The following is a 23,369-nucleotide window of genomic DNA, read 5'->3' as shown; positions in this document are numbered from 1 at the left end:
CAGCCCCGCTTTGTGAAATAATAAGTCACCGTGCGGCCTCTGCGCCGTGCAATTACAACGAAAGAAATGGAGCATACTATGAACCAATCCCAACAGGAACTGTACCAAAGGTTCCGCGGAGCCTTTACGGCTCTGATCACCCCTATGAAGGAAAACGGGGATGTGGATTTTGAGGGATGGCGGAAGCTCGTCAAGTTCCAGATTGACGAAGGGATCAACGGCCTGGTTCCCATGGGGACCACCGGGGAAACCCCGACCCTGGATGATGATGAGGAAGAAAAGCTGATCAGGATTGCCTTGGAGGAAATCCGGGGGCGCGTTCCGGTAATCATCGGAGCGGGCTCCAACTCCACTAAACATATGGTGGGCTACGTCAAACGGGCCAAAGACCTGGGGGCCGACGCTGCCCTGGTGGTCACCCCCTATTACAATAAACCCAACGACTCGGGGCTTATCAAACACTTTGAGGCTGCCGCCGCAGTGGGCATACCGGTGGTGATCTACAACATCGCCGGCCGGACCGGGAAGAATATCCCCGTACAGTTGATGAAAAAGCTTGCGGAAATACCCGGCATCATCGGGGTTAAGGAAGCTTCCGGGGATATCACCCAGATGGGGGACATCATCAGGGAAATTGCCCTGCCAGGAAAGGCGGCGGGGAAGCCCTTCACGGTGCTATCCGGGGATGATTCCTTCACCCTGCCCCTGATCGCCCTGGGGGGCGACGGTGTCGTTTCGGTGATATCCAACCTGATACCGAAAAAAATTGCCGCCCTGACCAAGGCCTGTCTGGAGGGTAATTTTGAGGAGGGCAGAAAGCTGCACTACGAACTGCTGCCCTTCGCCAAAACCGCCTTCATCGAAACGAACCCGGTTCCCATCAAGGCAGCAATGAACTGGGCGGGGCTTCCCGCAGGGCCGGCCCGGCTCCCTCTGGGGCCCCTGGCATCAGGCAGCGTAGCGCCGCTGAGGACAGTGGTAGAAGGACTGGGATTTACGCTAAAAGAATAGTGACAATATAGAAGTTATGCGAAACTTTGTTTTGCTTCGATCAAACAGTGCAGCAGCAGCCGCACTAAACAGAGGTTAATTTTGGAAAAGATTCCCGTAGGAATATTAGGCGCCACCGGCATGGTGGGACAGCAGTACATTGCGCTTTTGGCAAACCATCCCTGGTTTGAAGTACGGTATGTGGCAGCTTCTCCCCGGAGCGCAGGAAAATTGTATAGTGAAGCCGTGGGGGGCAAATGGAACGCTACCCGGGGCGATTTGGGCGGGACCAGTCGCCTTGACGCCGCCTCCCTGATTGTGGAGGATGCCAACGATGTGACCAAAGCTGCGGCGGCGGTGAAACGGGGGGACTGTGCCTTTGTGTTCTCCGCCCTGGAAATGGGGAAGGATGAGATCACCGCCCTGGAAGACAGTTATGCTGCGGCGGGGATTCCTGTGGTGTCCAACGCATCGGCTAACCGCTGGACCAGCGACGTGCCCATGCTTATCGCCGAGGTGAACCCAGGACACGCGGACATTATCCCCCTTCAGAAAAAAAACAGAGGCTGGGACAAGGGCTTTATCGCCGTGAAGCCCAACTGTTCGATACAGAGCTACATGACCCCCCTCTGGGCCCTGCTTCAGGCAGGCTACGGGGTTCAGCGGATCATCGTCAGCACCCTCCAGGCAGTTTCAGGCGGCGGCTATCCCGGGGTACCCAGCCTGGACATTGTGGACAATGTGGTGCCCTACATTGGCGGGGAAGAAGAAAAAACAGAACAGGAACCCCTGAAAATTCTGGGCTCCATACAGGGGAACAGTTTTGTTAACGCCCCAGGCCCGAAAATCAGCGCCCACTGCAACCGGGTACCGGTGATAGACGGCCATACCGCCTGCGTGAGCCTGGAATTTGGCGCCAAAAAGCCGTCCATTGATGAGATAAAGCGTATCTGGACCGATTTCCGGGCACTGCCCCAGGAACTGGATCTGCCCATGGCGCCGAACCAGCCCATCATCATCCGGGAAGAGCCGAACCGGCCCCAACCCCGGAAGGACCGGGATGCCGAAAAGGGCATGGCGGTGTCTATCGGGCGGCTCCGTCCCTGCAACGTGTTCGACATCCGCTTTGTCGCGGTGTCCCATAACACGGTCCGGGGCGCTGCCGGCGGGGGGATATTGAATGCAGAGTTGTTGAAAGCCAAAGGGTATTTAGGGTAATAGCAAGCTTGCTCTCCCCTATTGGGCAACTTTAAACTTGTCCACATCCCGGGAGAGCCGGGAAATACTTTCCTTGGTTTCACCGGTGATCTCGTTAAGGGCGCTCACCGCGTTATTGATCCGGTCTGTACTGCCCGCTATGCCGTCCACCTCTGAGTTGGTTTCCTCGGTGGCCCCTGCAAGATGATCCATCTCTTCAAGGATGGCGGCGCTGGCATGCACCATCTCGCCGGAACCGTCCTTTACCTGGGTGGTAATCTCTTTGATCGCATGGATGGCCTCCAGGACCTGGGAACTCCCCGTGGTCTGCTCATCCATGGCGTTCTTGATCACCGTCTCTTGGTTACGGACCTGATCCAGCAATTCCGAAACCCGGGAGAAGCGTTCCTGGGATTCCCCTGCCAGGGAGACGGCCTGGTTTATCTGGCCCTTGAGGTTATTGAGGACAGCGGAAATTGACTTGCCCTGGGCGGATGAATTCTCCGCCAGTTTTCGTATCTCGTTGGCAACTACCGCAAAACCCAGGCCGGACTCTCCCGCATGGGCCGCCTCGACTGCGGCGTTCATCGCCAGGAGGTTGGTCTGCTGGGCTATACTTTGAATCATGGAGCTGGCTTCAAGGAGGCCCTCGGAATCATCCTCAAGTTTTTTGAGCACCTCCGAGACCTGCTGGATACCATCCTTGCCGGTTTCCGAAGCCTTAAGGAGCTCCTCCATGGATTCGGAATTCCTGGTAAGAATCTCCGCAACAGATTTAATGTTAGCCGCCATTTCCTCAATAGCCGATGAGGATTCCACCACCGCTGCACTCTGACTTTCGATAGAATCGTTAAGCTTTTCAGCGTGGGATTTTATTTCCCCAATGGTGGCATGAGTTTCGGTTACCGATGCCGCCTGGGACATAGCCTTCTGCTTGATTAAGGAGACGCTTTGTGCAATAAGGCCCGCCGCTTCGGAGCTTTGCTGCATGGTACTGTAAAGATTGTCGGCCATTGCTTTAAGTTTTCCCACCGCCAGCTTGGTCCCCGAAACCATGCCGGAGAGATTCCCGATGGAGGTATTGAATTTATCGGCCATAGCGCCGATCTCATCCTTTGATTTTACTTCCAGTTTTTTTGTTAAGTCCCCGTTGGACATATCTTCCAGAATGGGGATCATTTTAACCAGGGGTTTTGAAACGGATTTACCTATCAATAGAGCTGCGATAATCCCGAGGGCAAGGAAAATTGCCACAACGATAATAAGGAGATTCCGCAGGGCAGTAACCCCCTCAAGAATAGTTTCCTGCGCGGCGGTAGCCGCAAGTATCCAGTTCAAGCCCTCAACAGGGGCATAGGCGGCCACCATACCCCGCTTGTCAACAGTGTAACTGGTGAACCCCTGTTTGCTGCTGATCATTTCCCGGACCGCATTCCCCAGGGATAGCAGTGCAGGGTTAGCCTTTGCTTCTTCTATCGGGGCAATCTGTTTTACTACATAGTCAGTATTCTGATGTGCAATGATAACCCCGTTGTGGTTAATCATAAAGGCATAACCGCCGTTGGAAACGCCGATACTTTTGGTCATAGTATCCAGAAAGGTCCCATCCTGCCTGCTGATGAGGACCTGCGCGGGAAACTGCGTTGCAAGTGGCGCGGGAAACTGCGTTGCAAGTGGCGCGGGAAACTGCGTTGCAAGTGGCGCGGGGAACTTGCCGACTGAAGTCGGTGTTGCAAGTGGCGCCACCTTGCCCTCTGCATAGATGGGGACTGCAAACATAACCACCGGCTTATTGATAACCCGGCTGACAATGACATCGGAAACCGCCTTTTCTCCCTGAAAGGCCCGTATTATATAATCCCTATCGCCGAGCATGGCGGTAGTTTTCTCCTTTATATAATGGGCGGTCCCATCGGGGGTAACGATGGCCATATCCAGATACCCCACCCGGTCCATCTCAGTGATAAGGTCCTCTACCTGGTCTTCCCAATTCAGGGACTGGACCCGGCGGCGGTTTGCCAGTTCCTGTAATCTATCAAGCTGGGTATCAATCATGGCGGATACTATTTCAGCGCCCAGATTTGCTTCGGCCCTGATGGCGTCTTCAGAAGTCGCCAACACTACCCTGGTAGCGACCGCCAGAGAAATGAGGCCGATACAAAGAGAAACAAAAAACACCAGAATTGCAATCAGCAGGGAAACCCGTTTAGACAAACTCATTATTAACCTCTATACTAAGCAGCGTTAGCTGCTATGTTAATCGAAGCGAAACGAAGTTTCGCATAACCTCTATTTAAGCTCAATATCAGTATAGGAGTCTTATTGAAAATGCTTAGTATGATTTTTTGATTTCCTGGTCTTTATTCGCAAGCGGGTTTAATACGTATTAAACCCGCATACAATCCATGCCGTACAGAACAAGATACCCCATTGCTCTGCAGCGGGTATGTTGATTGTACCGTGGGATAATTATAGGGCTGCCCAAAGCAGCCCCTAAAATCCTATCTTGAAATTTTCCCGCTTAATGGGGATACTATTGATATGGATATAGGGGAGATCCTCTACATATCGAGCCGTCTGCTTCTGGGAGCCCTAGCGTCCTTTTTTGCCATCATAGTCTGGTCAAAAACCCGGGATGCAGCCTGGATGCTCATGGTCATAGGAACCATAACGGCCTATGCCGAAATTGTGTATTCTATCCTTGGTATGTTCGGGATCACCAGCGGATCGGCGTTTCTGGTGGGTTCCGTACCCCTGGCGATGCTGATACTATCCAATTTACCAACCGGTTTCTTCATAGCCGCATTTTTGGTTATGATTATCCGTAAAATTCATCATTAGTTTTTGGAGGTTACTATGAAAGCTCTTATTCTTGGTCTTATTATCATTGCCGCAGCGGTTTGCGCGGTTCTGCCTGCGGGGCTTGGCTGGTGGGGGGATGTTCTGGCCTTTCTCCGGGGCGGGCTGCCGGTGATTGCCGTATTTATCGGCCTTATCGCGGTTTTCATCGGCATTGCGGATATTAAAGACCGGGCGGAAGCGAAAAAAGAAGAAAAAACAGAAAAAACCGAGGAATAAGCGGGGGAAACCCCTACTTGACATAAATCTCTGTTTTATGGCATTATTTTAACTCGCCCTGTATATTATTTAGAAGGTAAGGTATGAAGACTATATTTGTAAAACCCGCTGATGTAGAGCGGAAGTGGTTTGTTATTGACGCCAGCGGCAAAGTGCTTGGCAGGGTCGCGGCTAGGGCTGCTTCCATTGTCAGGGGAAAAGAAAAGGCCGTGTTTGCCCCTCATCAGGAAGTGGGTGATTTTGTGGTGGTGATTAATGCGGAAAAGCTGGTGCTGACCGGACGGAAAGTCCAGAATAAGCTCTATCATCATCATTCAGGCTATGTAGGGGGGCTTAAGACCGTCACCTACGAAAAGCTTGCCGCACGGCATCCCACGTCTCCCCTGGAGTTGGCCATTAAGGGCATGTTGCCCAAGGGACCCCTGGGCCGGAAATTATGGAAGAACGTTAAGGTCTATGCGGGTTCTGAACATCCCCATGGAGCTCAGAGCCCCCAGGCTATTGAGTTATAAGTTTGTGCGAAACTTCGTTTCGCTTCGATTAAACTGTGCGGTAGTCACCGCACTAAGTAGAGGGTTATAAGGTGATTAAGAATCTTGGTATTGGAACCGGCAGGCGGAAGACTTCTGTTGCCCGGGTGTATATCCGGGACGGGGAAGGCAAAATAGTGGTAAACGGCAAAGATTTGGGCCAGTATTTTGTCCAAAGCGAACATGCCGTTATTGTGCGGCAGCCCCTGATGGTGACCGCCAATGAAAACAAGTTTGACATTCTGATCAATGTCTACGGCGGTGGTATAAATGGCCAGGCCGGTGCTTGTCGTCACGGACTTTCCCGTGCGCTTTGCCAGATTGACCAGGCCAACTATGCTGCCCTGCGGAGCAACGGGTTTCTTACCCGGGACTCCCGGATGGTGGAACGTAAGAAATACGGCCAGGCCGGGGCACGTAGACGCTTCCAGTTCTCCAAGCGGTAATTTTCTATTTTTAACAACTACCAAATACCGGTGGGGACGAAATGACCGTGGTGTCCTTAAAAACCAATGCGCCTAAGGCAGGGCCGGTTATTTGCCGCATCGGGCTTTCGGATGGGGCGTTGTTTTCTTATAATCCCAGATACCTTCCCCCCCCGCTTCAGGAGGGGGATTATTTTTTCCCAAATAAAGAAATCAGTCCCGATGAAGAAGAGTCCCTGCGTTTTGCGGCAGAGTGCTACCGTGCCGAGCGGGCAGCCCTGCGCCTGGTAGCCCTGGCTGAACAGACCGTGACGGGACTCAAGGTGAAGCTTGAGAAACGGGGCTATGCTAAGGCCTACATAAAAGCGGCAGTTTCCAGCCTGACGGAGTTAGAAATCGTGGACGACCGCCGTTTTGCGGAACGGTGGATAGAATCCCGGCTGAACCGCGGCGCAGAAAGTCCCCGCAGACTTATCAATGGGCTATGCCGCCGGGGCATTGACCGGGAAACCGCCCGGGATACTTGCAAAAAAGCCCTAAGCCTTGAGCAAGAAACAGCCCTACTTGCACGTTTCATCGAAAAACGATACCCCGCCACAGCTCACGGAAGCCCCGCCGGCGGAGAAACCCGTTTTCTAAGAAGCAACCTAAAAAGCGAAGGCTTCTCCTCCCAAGTCCTAAGACGTTACTGGGAAGAAGAATAAGCCCCCTAGACTCGTGGCTTATCTCGAATTGAGTCGCCCCCCGCCTACCACACCGCTTCCCCCCCCCCCATCAGCAGAAAAAAGATGGGAAATACCATCGTACAAAAGCGCGGGTGGTGGGTAAATCGCATCGCCCCCGCATTATTCCGCGGGGGCCGATGCGATTTACCCACCAGGCCCCGCGTTATATCCACCTATGTTATTTCCCATCTTTTTTCTACCCCTAGACGGAATACCCCGCAAATGCTACCATATATTAGAAATCATTTGTTTTTAAGGAATTTATGACCACCGACGATACCCATCCCTTCTCTTCCTTTGGCTTGTCCGATGACATTTTAGCAGCATTGACCCGCAAGGGTTTTACCGCCCCAAGCTCCATCCAGAGCATCGCCCTTCCCCGGCTTTTGGCGAATCAGGGGCACCTGATCGTCAAGGCCCGGACCGGAACCGGCAAGACCGCGGCTTTCGGCATTCCCCTGGTGGAACGGCTGCGGCAGAGCGGCCATGCACCCAAGGCACTGATCCTGACCCCTACCAGGGAATTGGCTCTCCAGGTTTCCCGGGAAATTGCCTCCCTGGCCTCTTCCCCCATACCCCGGATCACCGCAGTATACGGTGGGGCCTCCATCAGAAGCCAGATTCTGGACCTGAAACGGGGGACCGAGATCGTGGTGGGCACCCCAGGGCGGGTCATGGATCTGATGGAACGGAAGGTACTGGACTTATCGGCCATAGAATGGTTCATCCTGGATGAAGCGGATGAGATGCTGGATATGGGCTTTATCGAAGATGTGGAACGGATACTAAAGTCCGTAAAAAGTGACCGCCGGGTGGCTCTCTTTTCTGCCACCATGCCGGACCCGATCTTAAAAATTGTCAAAAACCATATAGGGGCGGTGGATATCCTGGAAGATACTGCCCCGGATGATGAAAAGCCCCTGGTGGATCAATACTACCTGGTGCTCAAAAAGGAAGACCGCCTGGAAGCCCTCAGGCGGCTTATCGATAGTGCAGAAAGTTTCTACGGGCTTATCTTTTGCGCCACCAAGGTGGGGGCTGATGAGCTATCCCGGCGACTCATGGAAGGGGGCTATTCCGCAGAGGCCATCCACGGTGACCTTTCCCAGGAAGCCCGGGAACGGACCCTCAGGCGTTTCCGCACCCGGTACAGTGCCAATGGCGGGGATGTTTCCATCCTGGTGGCCACAGATGTTGCAGCCCGGGGTCTGGATATAGAACGGCTTACCCATGTGATCAACTGGGACCTTCCCAATGACGGGGAAACCTACGTCCACCGCATAGGCCGCACCGGCCGGGCGGGCAGGCGGGGCATTGCCATCACTTTGGCCCTACCCTCGGATCGGGGCCGCATCAGCCACATTTCCCGAAGCATGGAGCGGACCCTGGGGAGCAAGATCAACTGGATGAAAGCCCCGGCGGTTTCCTCGGTGACCAAATCCCTGGAAAACCGCATACTCCGGGGTATCATGGAGGCCCTACCGGAAACGGTGGCGGACACCATTTTTGAAGCCGAAACAGCAGAAGCCGTTGTTTCTGAGGGGGAAAGCGGGCCGGAACAGGCGCCGGAAGCCCAGGCAGTGGCCCTGCCGGCGGCCTTACAGGCAGCCCTGCCCCAGACCAGGCTGGGAAGGAAACTGATAAAACGGCTGGGCGCCGAGAGCGCCGTAGAGGCCCTTATCGCCATGGCCTATGGGGAAAAACTTGACCCCTCACGGTATGGGGCAATTACCGAACTTAGCGAGGACCCCAAACGGGAGCTTGATTTCAAGCAACACCCGGTCAAGGGCAAACGCGGTGTTCCTGCAAGGCCCGCCGGGGGAAATTTCTCCGGAGAAGCCTTCTCCTCCGCCGGGGGCGGCGCGCGGGTATACGTGGGGCTGGGCAGGCGTAATGGCGCCGGGGCCCGGGATGTGGCGGAACTGCTCGGGCGGGCCGGGGGTGTACCGGGCCGACTGGTGGACGACATTGAAGTGAAGGATTACTGCGCCTTTGCTACCCTACCCGAGGATGCTGCCCGAAGGGCCTGCACCTTTTCCCGGAATACCCCGGGAGACCCGATTATAAAACCGGCCTCGGGAACTGGAACTACAAGCATGGGAAAGCGGGGACCGCCCCGGAGCCGGCGATAGCCTTCACCACTCCGCAGCAGTTCCATCGGCGTTACGCCAGACATCGTTCTTCCAATGATGCCCGATCTTTGCTCTTTCCCTGACCATATCCTCATCAATATCAATTCCCAGCCCCGGGGCCGTAGAAACAGGAACATATCCGTCGCTGTAGCGGAAAACATTTTTATCTTTAACATAATCCATTAAATCGTTGCCCTTGTTGTAGTGTATACCCAGGCTTTGTTCCTGTATGATCGCATTCGGTGTGCAGGCGTCCAGTTGCAGGCAGGCTGCCAGAGCGATTGGCCCCAGGGGGCAATGGGGGGCGACCGCTACATCGTAGGCTTCCGCCATGGCGGCAATTTTTCTGCATTCAAGTATGCCCCCGGCATGGGAAGGATCGGGCTGAATGATATTTACGGTGCCCTGCTCGAAAATTTTCTTAAAATCCCATCTGGTATAAAGCCTCTCCCCGGTAGCTATAGGAGTGGACGTATAAGCGGCAATTTCCTTAAAGGCTTCATAATTTTCACTAAGTACCGGTTCCTCAATAAACATGAGATGAAAGGGATCCAGTTCTTTAGCCAGAATTTTTGCCATTGGTTTATGAACCCGCCCGTGAAAGTCAACGGCAATGCCAAAATCTTTTCCGCAGGCTTCCCTGATACCGGAAACACGGCTTATAACTTCCTCCACCTTACTGAAATTATCAATATAATTCAGCTCTTCTGTGGCATTCATCTTAACAGCGCTGAAACCTATTTCCTTTTTTTCTAATGCGGCCTTTGCCACATCGGAAGGGCGGTCTCCGCCTATCCAGGAATAAATTTTTATGCTGTCCCTGCAGGCGCCGCCCAGGAGATCATATACCGGGGCATTGTAATATTTTCCCTTTATGTCCCAAAGCGCCTGTTCGATGCCGGAAATTGCGGATGAAAGGATAGGGCCGCCCCGGTAAAAACCGCAGCGATACAATACCTGCCAGATATCCTCAATACGCATCGGGTCCTTGCCGATTACATAATCCTTCAATTCTTCCACACAGGCCCTAACGGTATCCGCCCTTCCTTCGACAACAGGCTCACCCCAACCGAACAATCCATCGTCGGTGGTAATTTTCAAAAAGAGCCAGCGCGGAGGAACTTTAAACAATTCCATTTGCTTAATTTTCATAGTACAATACCCCTCATCTATCAGTTTCTATGCTATCTTATAAAACGAGCCGACAGTCAAACACGGGTATAGCGCTTATGCCTGAAATTTCCGCATAGGACTCATCGTATACGGCAAAACGGGCTGCCATCTCCGAATCGCTGCAAACCTTACCGCCCTTTCTGCGCGGGGAAATGTAAATGTGTATACCCTTTTCCAGTACCTCATTCCTGTATTCCCTGAGGCCGAATTCCCATACATCGCCATTACAAAAATTATCACTGACAAGCTCTGTATCCGTATACGCATACCCTATGTCGCCTGTATATTCAACCCGCAGCAAAACTTGTTTGCAGCAATCAAATGAAGCAGGGTCTATTTTTATCTTTGCCCTGGCATTTGTAATCTTTGTTGAAGTTATAGGGCTGCCGATAACAGGGCGGCGCAGAGCGCCGTCAGAATCTTTCGCCTTTGAGCTGGCATCTTCCCAGGAAAGGGAAACGTTATTTTTACCATAGGATATATCAAAGTATGAAAAAATACCGTCATCTCTCTTTGCCTTGTAACTTGTATCATTAATACTGATACTTTCACGGGCGGGGAAAACGGCAATCTCCCCCTCCACAGAGCCTATACTTTCTATCCGCAAATTACCGGCATCCTCAAGCATGGTTTGGTCGCACAAAAAAGCCAAATCTCCGCCGGGGAGTTTAATTCTCCAGAAACGCAGGCTATCTTCTACACTCAAAACACAGACCATTATCTGTCTGCCATCCTTTCCTTTCAGAATGGCCTTTTCAGTTTTAGTATCGCTAAATTTGACCGGATCATTTCCTTCAACACAAATTTCAGGTTTCATCCCCCTGACCCGGCAGAAAAAGTACCAGATCTCATCGCCTTTTTGCAGCCTTGTCACAGGCTGGACCGTTGCATACCGTACAGTAACGCCGTCCAGGTCCTGATTCAGGGGCAAAACAGCCGATGCATCCTTGTCAAGGCACAGGGCGCCTTCCTCCGGCACCCGGATTTTTCCTTCTGAAAGTTCGACAGCTATGGAAAAATCTTCCTTTGCCCTGGTTTCGGCATGATCCTGATAGTTATTCAGGAAAAGAAACCCCCTACCCTTGTTAACACGGATGCTGTAGCGCAGGCTTTCCATATCATCGGGCTTCATATCCTTTGCATCATCGGGGAGCACTGTTTTTGTGTCGCAGAAAACAGCTTCAAAATCTTTGTAAAAATAATGCAGCAGTTTGCTGCGCTTGAAAGATTCGCGTATCTGTCCGTATTCCCCGATTGCCGCCTGATAATCATAGGAAACCTTCGGCAGGGCACATTCATTGAGATAGGGGACTTTCAGGCCCTTTGGGTTTGTGCCGCCGTGATACATATAATACCCAAGAAAATTACAGCCGCTTGCGGCCTTTATGTTTGCCAGGGCTTCCACGCTGGCCCAGGGCAGCTTAAAGCGATAGCGGTAAAAACTGGCCATACCTCCGCCCATTTCGCAGCAAACAAAGGGAAAATCCTCAGGGGGGTAAATGGGATCAAAATTATAATATTTGGGGGCATCATTATTATGAAAATCTTTATAAATAAATTCCGTGGTGGCAGGATGCTCTTTTATGTCGTCCCCATAGAAAATCCAGGGCCAAAAGGGATATCCCCCCCAAAGGGGCATGACATATTCAACCGGAGCGCATGCGCCGCCCCAGGCTGTTGTACTGTAGAGGGGTGCAATCAGCCCCGCTTCCAGGGCAATTTTTTTTAGCTCTTTGAAATGAGAAGGCCCATCGTTACCGCTAGGTGTCCATTCGCCTGAATTTTCCGTAGTCGGTTCCCAGGGAGAAGAAGCATGTTCATATTCATTTTCGATCTGTATACTGACAACAGGGCCTCCATCCTTAAACATAAAACCCTTTGCCTGATTCCCGATTTCATTAAAGTATCTTTTAACATAAAAGAGATATTCTTCGTCATTGCTTCTAATATCAAAGGGAACGCCGAAAAGCCAGTCCGGAAGTCCGCCGTTCCTGCATTCCCCATGGGAAAAAGGCCCGAGCCTAAGCAAAACAAAAATACCCTGCTTTTTGCACAGGCTCAGGAATTCACGCAGATTTTTATTCCCCTTCCAGTCAAATTGTCCTTTTACTTCTTCATGGTGTATCCAAAAAAGATAGGTTGAAATCATGGTAATTCCGGCCATCTTCATCTTGATGATTTCATCTTCCAGGGACCGCATATCTATTCTCGAAAAATGCATTTCCCCGGAAACTGCATAATAGGGCTTACCGTTGTAACGCATATAATAGTTGGTAAAGTCAATTCTGTTTCCCGCAGGATCTACGCCCGTATATTCAACAGGGCAAGGATAAATTTTACTATTCACATCCCGCGCATTAAGATAATAATCCATGATAATTCTCCTCTTTCAATTAGCCCTTAACAGAACCAATAATTCCGGCAACAAATTGTTTTTGCATAGTCATAAAAACAATTATGGTCGGGATGGTCGCTATCAGAACAGCAGCCATAATCTGTCCGTAATCAACATAGTAAGCGGAAGACAGGTTTGAAATAAACAATGTCAGGGTCTTGCTGCCGGTGGACTGCAATGTCAGAAGGGGCCATTGGTAGTTATTCCACTCTTTCATAAAGGCATAGATCAGGGCGGCGGCAAAAGTTGACCGCATGGCAGGTATCACAATCCTGAAGTAAGTATAAAATTCACCGGCACCATCAATACGTGCGGCTTCAATTATCTCCGTAGGAAATGACTTGAAGCTCTGGCGGAAGAAAAAAATTAGAAATGTATTGGAAAGGGATGCAATTATAACGCTAATCTTGGTATCAATAAGATTAAAGCTGCTCATCATGGTGAAAAGGGGAATCATTATCGCAGCAAAGGGAATCATCATGGTAAGCAAAAACACACTGAACAGACGGCTTCTTATCCTGTTTGGGTATTTTGTAAAACCGTATCCTGCCATAGAACAGATCAACAGGGAAAAAAATACCTGAAACAATGTTATAACAGCGGTATTAATAATTGAATGAAAAATATTTCCTGTTTGCTGTAATCCTGTAAGGTTTTTAAGAAAATTTGTGCCCGGGATCAGGACACCCTTGGTTATTTCCCTGGTTTCATTTGTTGCACCAATAATCATCCAGAAAAACGGGAAAATACTCATCAGAGCAACTACTATGAGGAATATATGCTTGAAGACCGTCGCGATTTTCTCCCATATAACTACAGATTTCGCAGCCATTTTATATTTCATGCCTAATCGTCCTTGACAACCTTGAATTGAATGAAAGCAAGAAGAGCGACCATTATTACGATCACATAGGACATCATTACCGAATACCCAAATGCGGGAGAAAATACAAAAGCATTGTTATAAATATACTGGGACATGGTAGTCGTCAACTCCGCCGGCCCACCACCGGTTAAATTCATGGGCTCATCAAAAAGCTGCAAATTGCCGTTGGTGGTCATTATCGTGGTCAACAGGATAATTGGCTTAAGCTGCGGCAGGGTAATGCGGAAAAAAATGGTCACAGGACCAGCGCCGTCAACATGGGCCGCTTCATAGGTTTCAAGGGGAATATTCTGCATTGCCGCAAGGTAAAACATCATATTGTACCCTGTCCAGCGCCATGTCATGGCGATCATGATTACCACTCGTGCCCAGAAGGGATCATTTATAAAAAATATGGGCTCCTTCAGTACATGGGTCCACATAAGAAAATTATTGATAATGCCGTTTGTGGCAAACATCATCTTGAACAGGACAGAATAGGAAACAAGGGACATAACACAGGGAATAAATATTGCGGTACGGTAAAACGAACGAAACTTTATTTTATTATTCAGGATACTTGCAAAAACAAGGGCCAGGAAAAGCATGATAGGCCCCTGGATTACCAAAAAAATAAACGTGTTGCCAATGGTCCGGTGAAAAATTTTGTCCCCAATCAAGCGCTTGATATTGGCAAGCCCCCCGAAAACATAATCACCTTGGCGCAGTACTTTCAGAGAAAGTCCAAGCGAGCTGATTATAGGATAAACCGTAAACAGGGCAAAGGCAAGCATGGCAAGGGATATAAAAGCCCAGCCATACTTATCATATTTATTAGCCCTATGCACAATACTATTCATAATCACCCCGCCTGGAACAGATTTACTGTATCTGGTTTTTGAGCTGGTCCTCAGCGCGTTTAAGCGCTTCATCAATTGTTATGTTGCCCTGAAGATAATTAAACAGCGCGGAATTGACCGCTGTATTGGCTTCAGGAACATACTGGCCATAATTTACCGGCGGAATCTTGGGAAGCTGTTCAGCAAAAAACAGATTTACCTTTTGGCCGCCAAAGAAGGGATCGCCTACGGAATAGGCCGGGCCGGACTGGGAAGGAAGCCAGGCGCAGACAGCGCCCTGATCAACCAGGATCTTGTTGTAGAATGACTGATCTCCGGCAAAAATAGTTTTGAGGAAGTCATTGACCAAATCCTTGGGCTGGTTGTTTTCAATCACGTACCAGCTCGAACCGCCGGTATTAGAAGCGTTAACACCCTTGGCATTGTTCAGCCGGGGCATGGTGGTAACCCGCCACTGGCCGGACTGGGATGGCTCCGCCTTGACCGTGGAAACCCGCCATGCAGCATTGATAACCGAAGCGGTGGTACCGTTATTGAGGGCCCCCGCAAGCTGTGAATCGTCGGCACATTCAAGAATTACCCCGGCATCCCGGAGTTTTTTGATCGTCTCAAAGGTTTCACGCAGGACGGCGTTATTCGTAATAGTCATGTTGTTATTGGCATCAAAATACCATGCCCCGCCGGACTGAATCATCATACGGAAGAAAGATGACCAGTTGGTACCATTGGCAATGGTCATCTTAACACCGGTTTTCTGCTCTACAACCTTCCCGATTTCCAGAAACCGATCCCAGGTTATATCGGTAATATCCGCATCCGTAAAGCCCGCTTTTTCCAGAATGTCATGGCGGAAAAAGTTCGCGCATACCCCGGTATCAAAGGGGACGCCGTAGCGCTTACCGTTCAGGGTCATTACCTGAACCTTGTAGGGGGAAAACTGGGAATAATCCAGTACATCATTCAAGGGATAGAAGTATTTTGAATAGGCGCTGACATACTGATAAAAGCTGTAATCCTCTATCAGAACAATGTCGGGTAAATTCCTGCCCCCGGAGGCCAGGCCTGTCTGAAGTTTTTTGTAAACATCTTCTTTAGAACTGGAAATAATTTCAACATTGAAATCTACATCCGGCCTCAGTTCCTTGTAACGGGCCACGGCGGTCTTCATGATAGCGATATTGAAATTGTCATCCCACGCCCAAACGGTGATCGTGTTTTTCCCGGCCGGCTGAGCCTGTCCCCCGGCATCGACCCGGAGTGGGTTAGCGGCAAAAGCAAGTGCCAGGATCATGACTAAACCAATAAACCATTTTTCTTTCTTAACCATAAATTTCCTCCAAAAAATTTATTGTATCAATTACAGGAATATCTAAAAGCCTCCCATATTGAACATCAATTTATTATTACATGGGAAAATTCATTTTGTCAAGCAAATATTGAAACATGTTTCATTATTTAAGTTCCGGTTCAGAAAATACCGGTAAATTCTCGTCTTCAGAGCTCATGGTTCCCAGTTTTTCCGATATTTCTTTAGTAACCGATAAAATAAGGTCGATATACCGGGGAAGGATCTCCTCCCGCATCCGTATCGAAGGCCCCGCAATACTCACCGCCGCAATGGGCAATTGCCCCGAGGTAAACACCGGGGCGGCAACGCAAACCACCCCTTGCTCATGCTCCTGCCTGTCAAAGGCATACCCGCAATCCTTAATTTGCCCCAATTCCTTCAATAAAGAGGGGCCATCCACTATGGTTGTCTCGGTATATTTGGTAAAAACCTGGTGGGCGATATATTTTTCCTGTTCAGCTACGGAAAACCACGCTAAAATTGCCTTTCCAAGCCCGGTGCAGTACATGGGAACGCTGTCCCCAACCGAAGAAGTCATTGAAACGACCCGTAATGAGTGGGCCGACTCGATTTTCCGAAGGTAAACCAGCTCCCCATCCTCTAAAATTGCCAAATGAATGGTTTCTCCGGTCTCTTTTGCAAGAAAATCAAGGGGCGAAGAGGCATAACGGAGGATATCCCGGGAGCTTGAACGAATTCCCACCAGGGCATTGAGTTTTAGCGAAAGGCCATACCGATCATTGGCCGCATCCCGGTACACATACCCCAATTGGGAAAGGGTGCTGAGAAAACGAAATACCGTGCTTTTATTCAGGCCGCTTCGGCGGGCTATTTCGCTGACCCCCAGTTGGTCATCCTTACTCAGGATTTCAAGGATAGCCATGGTCCGGGCCACGGCGCTTACCTTTTCATTAGTATCCATACTTTGTTGTATCAAATTTTTTTAAAAAATGGAACACCGTATTGACAGAACCTAAATTCACCCTTACTATCATAAAATGAAACGGATTGTAAAAAAATGAAACGTTAGGAGCATTAGCTATGAGCGGCGATACACATGCAGAATTATATGACTTACTCGCCCCAAAGGGCATTATTGCGGTACTGGAAATTGATGATCCCGGGGATGCGGTCCCCCTTTGCCGGGCCCTGGTTGCCGGGGGGATCAGCGCCATTGAGCTTGCCCTCAGAACAGAAGCAGCGGAACCTTCAATAGAACGTATCGCCCGTGATGTGCCGGAAATGACCATAGGGATAGGAACCATTATAAAGAGCGGCCAGGCCCAGCGGGTAAAAAAGCTCGGAGCGGCCTTTGGGCTTGCCCCGGGTTTCAATCCCGCAATTGCTGCGGAGGCAAAGCAGGCGAATTTGCCCTTTATCCCGGGCATTGTCACCCCCTCGGAACTTGAAGCAGCCCTGGAAGCCGGTGCAAGTATCCTGAAATTTTTTCCCGCCGAACCCTCCGGGGGCGCTTCCTATCTGAAAAGCCTGAATAACCCCTATAATTATCTTAAGCTAAGCTATATTCCCCTGGGCGGGGTGAGCGAAGAAAATATCGGGCAGTATGCAAATATTCCCCAGGTACTTGGGATAGGCGGCACATGGATTGCCCAGCGGCCCCTGATACGGGCAAAGCAATGGGACGAGATTAGCCGCCGGGCCAAACGGGCTATAGCTATTTGGCAGGCCTACAGGGGAACAAAATGAGCGATAGAAAAACCTTTGTAAGTTTCGGCGAGGTGATGCTCCGGGTGACCATGCCGGGGTACCTGCGTTTCAGACAGGCCCTGCCCGGCCCGACGGACATGAGCTTCGCCGGCGCAGAAGCCAATGTTGCAGCTTTTCTGGGACTCCAGGGCCTGCCGGTAGAAATGGTGAGCGCATTGCCGGAGAATCCTATCAGCGACGCATGTATTGCTAACCTGAATGCTGCCGGGGTAGGCGCCCGGTTTGTCCTTCGCCGGAAATCAGGGCGGCTGGGGATTTATTTTGTGGAAGCCGGGGCCAATCAGCGGCCCAGCAATGTTATCTATGACCGTGACTATTCCGCAATCGCTCTGACGCCCCCTGACGCCTATGATTGGGAAGCAATTTTCAAAGATTGCCGTTGGTTCCATATTACCGGAATTACCCCTGCGCTTTCAAAAAATGCCGCAGAGGCGGCGGAACTTGGGGTAAAAATGGCCCGGGACAGGGGGGTAACTGTTTCGGTGGACCTTAACTTCCGCAAAAAACTCTGGAATTGGGACGATTCTTATAAGCCCAGGGAACTGGCCCGTAAGGTTATGGCAAAAATAATACCCCACGCGGATATTGTTATCGGTAACGAGGAAGACGCTGACGATATGCTTAATATCAAAGCCGGCAACAGTGATGCTGCGGGGGGTAAGCTTGAAACGGGGAAATATCCCGATGTGGCTCGTCAAATCACCGAAAAGTACCCGAATGTATCAAAAGTTGCCTTCACGCTCAGAGAAAGCATTTCCGCCAGCCATAATAATTGGGGCGCCATGCTGTACAACAAAAAAACTGACACCCCCTGCTTTGCCCCGGAAAACAAGGGTGTTTATACCCCCTACGAAATCCATAATATTGTTGACCGCATAGGCGGCGGGGATTCGTTTTCCGCCGGCTTGATTTACGCGCTTCAGGATTCCGAATTGTCTAAAAGCGACTGTGATGTCGTTTCATTTGCCGTAGCAGCTTCCTGCTTATGCCATTCAATTTACGGGGACTTTAACTTTTCCACAAAAGATGAAATACTGTCACTGATGAAGGGCTCATCAAGCGGGCGTATTGTCCGCTGAGGGTCCGCGCGGGCCAAGTGCCAGGGAGACTAAAATGAACGTAGGTATTATCGGAGCCGGAAATATTGCCAATACCATGGCAAGAACCTTAAACCAGATGGAAAACGCAAAGGCCTATGCCGTGGCATCCAGGGATTTAAAACGAGCCGGGGAGTTTGCGGATAAATACAAAATACCCCATACCTATGGGTCCTACGAAGAATTGTATCAGGACAAAAATGTTGATTTAATTTATATTGCCACAACAATTTCCCACCATGCGGAACAGATAAAGGCGGCGCTTCTTAACGGAAAAAATGTCCTTTGCGAAAAGGCTTTTACCCTGAATGCCGCTCAGGCAAAGGAAGTACTTGCCCTTGGACGGGAGAAAAAACTGCTGGTGGCGGAAGCTATCTGGACCCGGTATATGCCCATGAGAAAAACCATGGATGAAATACTTGCAAAAAATTTAATAGGGGAAATCCATGCGCTTTCCGCAAATTTAGCGTACCCGGTTCATAATGTGGAGAGGCTGGGAAAACTTGAATTGGGCGGGGGCGCCTTGTTGGATATCGGGGTATACCCGGTCAATTTTGCGCTGATGCACTTTGGGGATAAAATTAAAAAAATCGGCTCAACCCTGATCCCCTATAAAACAGGGGTAGACGCCATGAGCAGTGTCAACTTTAGCTATGATGATGGAAAAATTGCCTTCCTCCAGTTTGGCATGCTGTACCGGAGTGACCGGCGCGGCATTATATATGGCGATAAGGGTTATATTGAATTTCTTAACATTAACAATTGTGCGGGCATTCGGGTTTATAATACTGATGATAAACTCATTGCTTCATTTGACCCTCCGCCGCAACTGACCGGTTTTGAGTATGAGGTTGAAGCCTGCAGGAAAGCTATCGAATCCGGTTCATCCGAATGCCCTGAAATGCCCCACCGGGACATCATCCGGGTGATGGAAACCATGGACGCCATAAGAGCCATCTGGGGATTACGGTTTCCCGGAGAGCCCGCTTAACTCAAACCGGCCTTTAACCCTGTGGTGGTTCCTGATATACTTAAAAAAAGGAGCCCACCCATGACTTTTAAAGAATTAGCCCTCAGCCGTTATTCGGTACGCAAGTACAAGGACACACCGGTGGAACGGGAAAAATTGAACATTATCCTTGAAACCGGGAGAATCGCCCCTACTGCGGCAAATAAACAGCCCCAGCGCATCCTGGCGGTAACCGGGGCGGAGGGTCTTAAAAAAATTGATGCCAGTACCCCCTGCAGGAACGGCGCCCCCGCGGTATTCATCGTCTGTTATGATACAAACCTATGCTGGGTCAGAAAAGCCGACGATGCCAAAAGCGGAGAAATTGATGCCAGTATCGTTACTACCCAGCTCATGTACCAGGCGGTGGAACTGGGCCTGGGAACCCTCTGGGTCATGCACTTTGATCCTGCAGTATTGGTGAAAGAATTCAATATCCCGGAAAATCTGGTTCCCGCAGCAATACTGATGCTGGGTTACCCCGGGGATGACGCAAGCCCCGCAGACCGGCATGGCGAACGAGCGCCCCTGGAAAAAACCGTCTTCTGGGAAAAAGTGGACTGAGAGGGTTTCGCACCCTACTCTGTCACTGCAACCACAAAGTCCTTATAGCCGCCTGAGGCGGAGGGGTTCTGTCGGCCCCCGGATAGGGTCGATACGGTTTTCGTCACATAGGCGTCCAGTTCCGCCATGGTTACCTGGCCGTCCCGGCGGGTATCCGCCTGGCCCTGCAAACCCTGGAGCAGGGCATAGGTAAAGAGCCCCAACTGGTATTGGGCGTTTTCGTAGGATAGCTCATCCCCATGCCCGGAGTTAAAAATCAGGGGGCGGTTATCCTGGAATTCCCTGGCCAGGCGGATACTGTCTACATTCCGGATATTTCCCGCCCTAATTCCCGCGGTATGGGAGGAATCAATAAATACCAGTTTCCGCCCCGGAATATCCAGGGCTGCATTGATATCCTGGCAGGACAGGGTCCCTTCAAAGGGAATATTCCCTTCGGTAAGGCGCAAATCCGACGGAAGGAAGTGGTAGTTCCCCTCTTTATCGCTCACCCCATGACCGGAGAGGAACAGTATCACTGTATCCCGGGAACCGACCTCCCGAAAAAAGGCACCCAGCCCCTGGGTGATATTATTCCAGGTGGGGCTCAAAAGTTCCCCGGTGCTGAGGAACAGGGTATTCACCTTCCCGAATTGTTTTCCTTCCTGGGCCTTGAAAAAATTGAGGACCTCCCGGGCATCAAAGGCGGCAAAACCCAGGTGGTTAATCCGGGGGTCATCATAACGGCTAACACCGATGGAAAAAACCCAGAGCTTGGGAAGCTCCTCTTCGGCTTCAGGTTGCTCGGGAGGGCCCTCCAGTTCCACAAAGTGACGGCCTTCGGTAAAGCCGTCAAGGGCGACAATCTCTATGGTATTGGTTCCCCCTTCCAGGGTAAGAGGAAGAATAAAGTCCAATTTTTTGGCGTTTCCGGTAACCGTAAGCCCCGTGGGGGCAGGTTTAAATCCCGTTCCTTCAAGAGAGCCTAATACATCGTTCCCCAAAAGGCGGCCATTCTGAAAAACCTTGACCATTTTAAGGGGAAGGTAGCGGCTGGATATCTGAACTGGCAGTTTACCGGCTTCGTACTCACCCACAAGTATATCCGGCGGGGCAGATACCCCGTTGATGTTCGGACCCCGGAATCCCCGGGAACTCCTGGTGGAAAGCCCCTGAAGCCGGGATTGAACCAGTGCAGGTTTGAAAAAAGCCGGCCGGTACCGGTCCAGGCCGTACACCTGGCCGCTCCGCCGTATATTGAAGTACCCGTCTCCCTTGAAGGAAGAATTGTAATAGCCATCGGGGGTGACAGAAATCCACTCATCATCATTAAAACCGATGAATTGGGCCAGTTCTCTGCCCACAACGGAGTCCCATATCCGGGTAGTTCCGTCCAGGGAGGTGGAAGCGATAAAGCGGCCATCGGGGCTGTAGGCCAGGGCATAGATTTCGTTGGTATGCCCGGTAAGCTCAAAGCGCAGTTTGCCGCTATCGGCATCCCGGATACGGATAGTTCTGCTGTCTACGCCACTACCGGTGGCGTCGCCACCGGTAGTGGCGGCAATAAAACGGCCATTAGGGCTCAGAGCCATGCCGGATTGCTGTTCCCCGGAATACCCCTCCAGGGTATCCGTTGCTTCGCCGCTTTCGAGGTCCCATACCTTCATGGTCCTATCCATTGATCCGGATATGATATACCTGCCATTGGAGCTGTAGGCCAAATTGATAATCCATGAATCATGCCCCCTGAGGGTCCGCAGTTCCAGGCCAGTTTCAGCTTCCCATATTTTAATAGAAGCATCCTCCGAACCGGAAGCGATATACAAACCATCGGGGCTGTAGGCCAGGGTATTCACCGGAGCGCCATGCCCCGAAAGGGTCCGCAGGGCAAGGCCGGTTTCGGTATCCCATATCTTGAGGGTGTTATCTGCGGAGCCTGAAAGGATAAAGCGGCCATCCGGGCTATAGGCTACGGCCCGGACCACCGAGCTGTGATCCGTCAGGGTCCACAGTTCCTGTCCGGTTTCGGCGTTCCACACCCTGACCGAATTATCCGCCCCTCCGGAAGCGATATACTTACCGTCCGGGCTGTAGGCCAGGGCCCGTACCGAAGCGGTATGGCCGGTCAGAAAACGCACCACCCGGCCATAACCGGCTTCCCATATCCTGATAGTCCGATCCGCGGAACCTGCGGCAATAAACTTTCCGTCCGGGCTGTAAGCCAAGGCCCGGGCCCAGGAGGAACGGCTGGACAGCTTTTGCAACTCCACACCGCCAGCAGCGCTCCAGACACTGATACTGTTATCATGGGAGCCTGAGGCAAAACGCTGCCCGTCCGGGCTGTAACTGAGGCTTTCGATACCTGTGGATTCAATAGTATTCAGTTCCTGACCGGTACCGGCGTCCCAGATCTTTATGGTAGCATCCACGCTGGAACCGGAAACAATATACCGGCCATCGGGGCTGTAAGCAATGGATTTTACCACCCCCGAATGTCCCTCCAGGGTCCGCATCTCCCGGCCATTTTCGGCGTTCCATACTTTGATAGTCATGTCATGGGAACCCGAGGCAATAAACTTACCATCCGGGCTGTAGCAAAGGGCATCCACCTCATCGCTGTGCCCGGAAAGGGAGCGGAGTAAGCGGCCGCTCTGGACGTCCCAGATTCTGATGGTATTATCCCGGGAACAGGAAGCCAGGTAACGGGAGTCGGGGCTGAAACTCACCGCATTCACCCAAAAGCTATGACCGGTGAAGGTCCGCAGTTCCTGACCGCTCTCGGCGTCCCATAAGCGGACGGTCCGGTCTGCGGAACCTGAGGCAATATACCGGCCGTCGGGGCTGTAGGCCACGGAATAGACAGCGGCGCCATGGCCTGTCAGGGTTTGCAGAGCACGGCCATTTTCGGTATCCCAGATGATGATGGTATTATCCAGGGAACCCGAGACAATATGTTTGCCCTCCGGGCTTACGGCCACGGATTTTACCGTAGAACTATGCCCCGAGAGGGTCCACAGTTCCCGGCCGCTTTCGATATCCCAGATTTTAACCAGGTTATCCGCAGCGCCGGAAATGATCAGGGTGTTATCAGGGCTGAAAACAACAGAAGAAACCGGAAAGCTATGCCCAAGTTGGGGATAGAGTTTCGTCTGCTCTATGGGCACCTTGGCCGCACGAAGCGCCCGGGCACCTCCGGAACTGGCACAGGAAAAACACAGAGCTAAAAGTACCGCGCCGGAGAGCAGGTTTCTTATCAAACTACGCATAGTCCCCT

At 51.1% G+C, this 23,369-nt stretch carries 20 protein-coding genes; 12 read left to right on the top strand and 8 right to left on the bottom strand.

Annotation, left to right across the window (positions count from 1 at the left end):
• The first annotated feature begins 78 nt into the window (after nt 1-78).
• Together dapA and asd are read left to right on the top strand one after the other, a co-directional pair.
• Nucleotides 79-1,011, top strand: a complete 933-nt coding sequence (gene dapA / locus TREPR_RS05335) for a 4-hydroxy-tetrahydrodipicolinate synthase (RefSeq protein WP_015707279.1) — start codon at nt 79-81, stop codon at nt 1,009-1,011.
• Nucleotides 1,012-1,092: 81 nt separating this feature from the next.
• Nucleotides 1,093-2,208, top strand: a complete 1,116-nt coding sequence (asd, locus tag TREPR_RS05330; RefSeq protein ID WP_015707278.1) for an aspartate-semialdehyde dehydrogenase — start codon at nt 1,093-1,095, stop codon at nt 2,206-2,208.
• 18 nt (nt 2,209-2,226) lie between these two features.
• Here the strand turns inward: asd and TREPR_RS05325 are convergent, their stop codons facing one another.
• On the bottom strand, nt 2,227-4,407 hold the full coding sequence (locus TREPR_RS05325; RefSeq protein WP_015707277.1) for a methyl-accepting chemotaxis protein: 2,181 nt from the start codon (nt 4,405-4,407) through the stop codon (nt 2,227-2,229).
• A gap of 321 nt (nt 4,408-4,728) precedes the next feature.
• Here TREPR_RS05325 and TREPR_RS05320 point away from each other — a divergent pair, with 321 nt between their 5' ends.
• The 6 genes from TREPR_RS05320 (at nt 4,729) to TREPR_RS05295 (ending at nt 9,077) form a co-directional block, all read left to right on the top strand.
• Nucleotides 4,729-5,028, top strand: a complete 300-nt coding sequence (locus tag TREPR_RS05320; RefSeq protein ID WP_015707276.1) for a hypothetical protein — start codon at nt 4,729-4,731, stop codon at nt 5,026-5,028.
• A gap of 15 nt (nt 5,029-5,043) precedes the next feature.
• Complete coding sequence (locus TREPR_RS05315) at nt 5,044-5,265, top strand: hypothetical protein (protein ID WP_015707275.1); 222 nt, start codon at nt 5,044-5,046, stop codon at nt 5,263-5,265.
• An 83-nt stretch (nt 5,266-5,348) separates the two neighbouring features.
• Nucleotides 5,349-5,777, top strand: a complete 429-nt coding sequence (rplM, locus tag TREPR_RS05310) for a 50S ribosomal protein L13 (protein ID WP_015707274.1) — start codon at nt 5,349-5,351, stop codon at nt 5,775-5,777.
• A gap of 71 nt (nt 5,778-5,848) precedes the next feature.
• Nucleotides 5,849-6,241 (top strand): 30S ribosomal protein S9, encoded by a 393-nt coding sequence (gene rpsI / locus TREPR_RS05305; RefSeq protein ID WP_015707273.1) that lies wholly within the window; start codon nt 5,849-5,851, stop codon nt 6,239-6,241.
• Between the two features lie 41 nt (nt 6,242-6,282).
• On the top strand, nt 6,283-6,924 hold the full coding sequence (locus tag TREPR_RS05300) for a regulatory protein RecX (RefSeq protein WP_015707272.1): 642 nt from the start codon (nt 6,283-6,285) through the stop codon (nt 6,922-6,924).
• Between the two features lie 284 nt (nt 6,925-7,208).
• The gene (locus tag TREPR_RS05295; RefSeq protein WP_015707271.1) at nt 7,209-9,077 is read left to right on the top strand and encodes a DEAD/DEAH box helicase; all 1,869 of its coding nucleotides are present in this window, start codon (nt 7,209-7,211) and stop codon (nt 9,075-9,077) included.
• Between the two features lie 3 nt (nt 9,078-9,080).
• Here the strand turns inward: TREPR_RS05295 and dgoD are convergent, their stop codons facing one another.
• From dgoD to TREPR_RS05265, 6 genes are all read right to left on the bottom strand, one after another.
• On the bottom strand, nt 9,081-10,229 hold the full coding sequence (gene dgoD / locus TREPR_RS05290; protein ID WP_015707270.1) for a galactonate dehydratase: 1,149 nt from the start codon (nt 10,227-10,229) through the stop codon (nt 9,081-9,083).
• 37 nt (nt 10,230-10,266) lie between these two features.
• Nucleotides 10,267-12,624: a beta-galactosidase gene (locus tag TREPR_RS05285; protein WP_015707269.1), complete on the bottom strand. Its 2,358-nt coding sequence runs from the start codon at nt 12,622-12,624 to the stop codon at nt 10,267-10,269.
• 19 nt (nt 12,625-12,643) lie between these two features.
• Nucleotides 12,644-13,489 (bottom strand): carbohydrate ABC transporter permease, encoded by an 846-nt coding sequence (locus TREPR_RS05280; protein WP_015707268.1) that lies wholly within the window; start codon nt 13,487-13,489, stop codon nt 12,644-12,646.
• 2 nt (nt 13,490-13,491) lie between these two features.
• On the bottom strand, nt 13,492-14,370 hold the full coding sequence (locus tag TREPR_RS05275) for a carbohydrate ABC transporter permease (RefSeq protein WP_015707267.1): 879 nt from the start codon (nt 14,368-14,370) through the stop codon (nt 13,492-13,494).
• A 22-nt stretch (nt 14,371-14,392) separates the two neighbouring features.
• Nucleotides 14,393-15,697, bottom strand: a complete 1,305-nt coding sequence (locus TREPR_RS05270) for an ABC transporter substrate-binding protein (RefSeq protein WP_015707266.1) — start codon at nt 15,695-15,697, stop codon at nt 14,393-14,395.
• 124 nt (nt 15,698-15,821) lie between these two features.
• A complete protein-coding gene (locus TREPR_RS05265) occupies nt 15,822-16,640 on the bottom strand; it encodes an IclR family transcriptional regulator (protein ID WP_015707265.1) in 819 nt (272 codons plus the stop codon).
• Between the two features lie 119 nt (nt 16,641-16,759).
• Here TREPR_RS05265 and TREPR_RS05260 point away from each other — a divergent pair, with 119 nt between their 5' ends.
• The 4 genes from TREPR_RS05260 to TREPR_RS05245 are packed head-to-tail and all read left to right on the top strand — an operon-like array spanning nt 16,760 to nt 20,116.
• Nucleotides 16,760-17,425 carry a bifunctional 4-hydroxy-2-oxoglutarate aldolase/2-dehydro-3-deoxy-phosphogluconate aldolase gene (locus TREPR_RS05260; RefSeq protein WP_015707264.1) on the top strand — a complete coding sequence of 222 codons (666 nt, stop codon included), beginning with the start codon at nt 16,760-16,762 and terminating at the stop codon, nt 17,423-17,425.
• Nucleotides 17,422-18,525, top strand: a complete 1,104-nt coding sequence (locus tag TREPR_RS05255; protein ID WP_015707263.1) for a sugar kinase — start codon at nt 17,422-17,424, stop codon at nt 18,523-18,525. The genes TREPR_RS05260 and TREPR_RS05255 overlap by 4 nt, the downstream gene beginning before the upstream one ends.
• 34 nt (nt 18,526-18,559) lie before the next feature.
• Nucleotides 18,560-19,534, top strand: a complete 975-nt coding sequence (locus TREPR_RS05250; protein WP_015707262.1) for a Gfo/Idh/MocA family protein — start codon at nt 18,560-18,562, stop codon at nt 19,532-19,534.
• A 60-nt stretch (nt 19,535-19,594) separates the two neighbouring features.
• Nucleotides 19,595-20,116, top strand: coding sequence for a nitroreductase family protein (locus TREPR_RS05245; RefSeq protein ID WP_015707261.1), 522 nt, complete (start codon nt 19,595-19,597; stop codon nt 20,114-20,116).
• Nucleotides 20,117-20,130: 14 nt separating this feature from the next.
• Here TREPR_RS05245 and TREPR_RS05240 read toward each other — a convergent pair whose 3' ends face one another.
• A complete protein-coding gene (locus tag TREPR_RS05240) occupies nt 20,131-23,361 on the bottom strand; it encodes a WD40 domain-containing protein (protein ID WP_015707260.1) in 3,231 nt (1,076 codons plus the stop codon).
• Between the last annotated feature and the right edge of the window lie 8 nt (nt 23,362-23,369).

The sequence above is a fragment of the Treponema primitia ZAS-2 genome (assembly GCF_000214375.1).
Lineage (GTDB): Bacteria > Spirochaetota > Spirochaetia > Treponematales > Breznakiellaceae > Termitinema > Termitinema primitia.
This window is presented reverse-complemented; position numbering and strand designations above follow the sequence as displayed.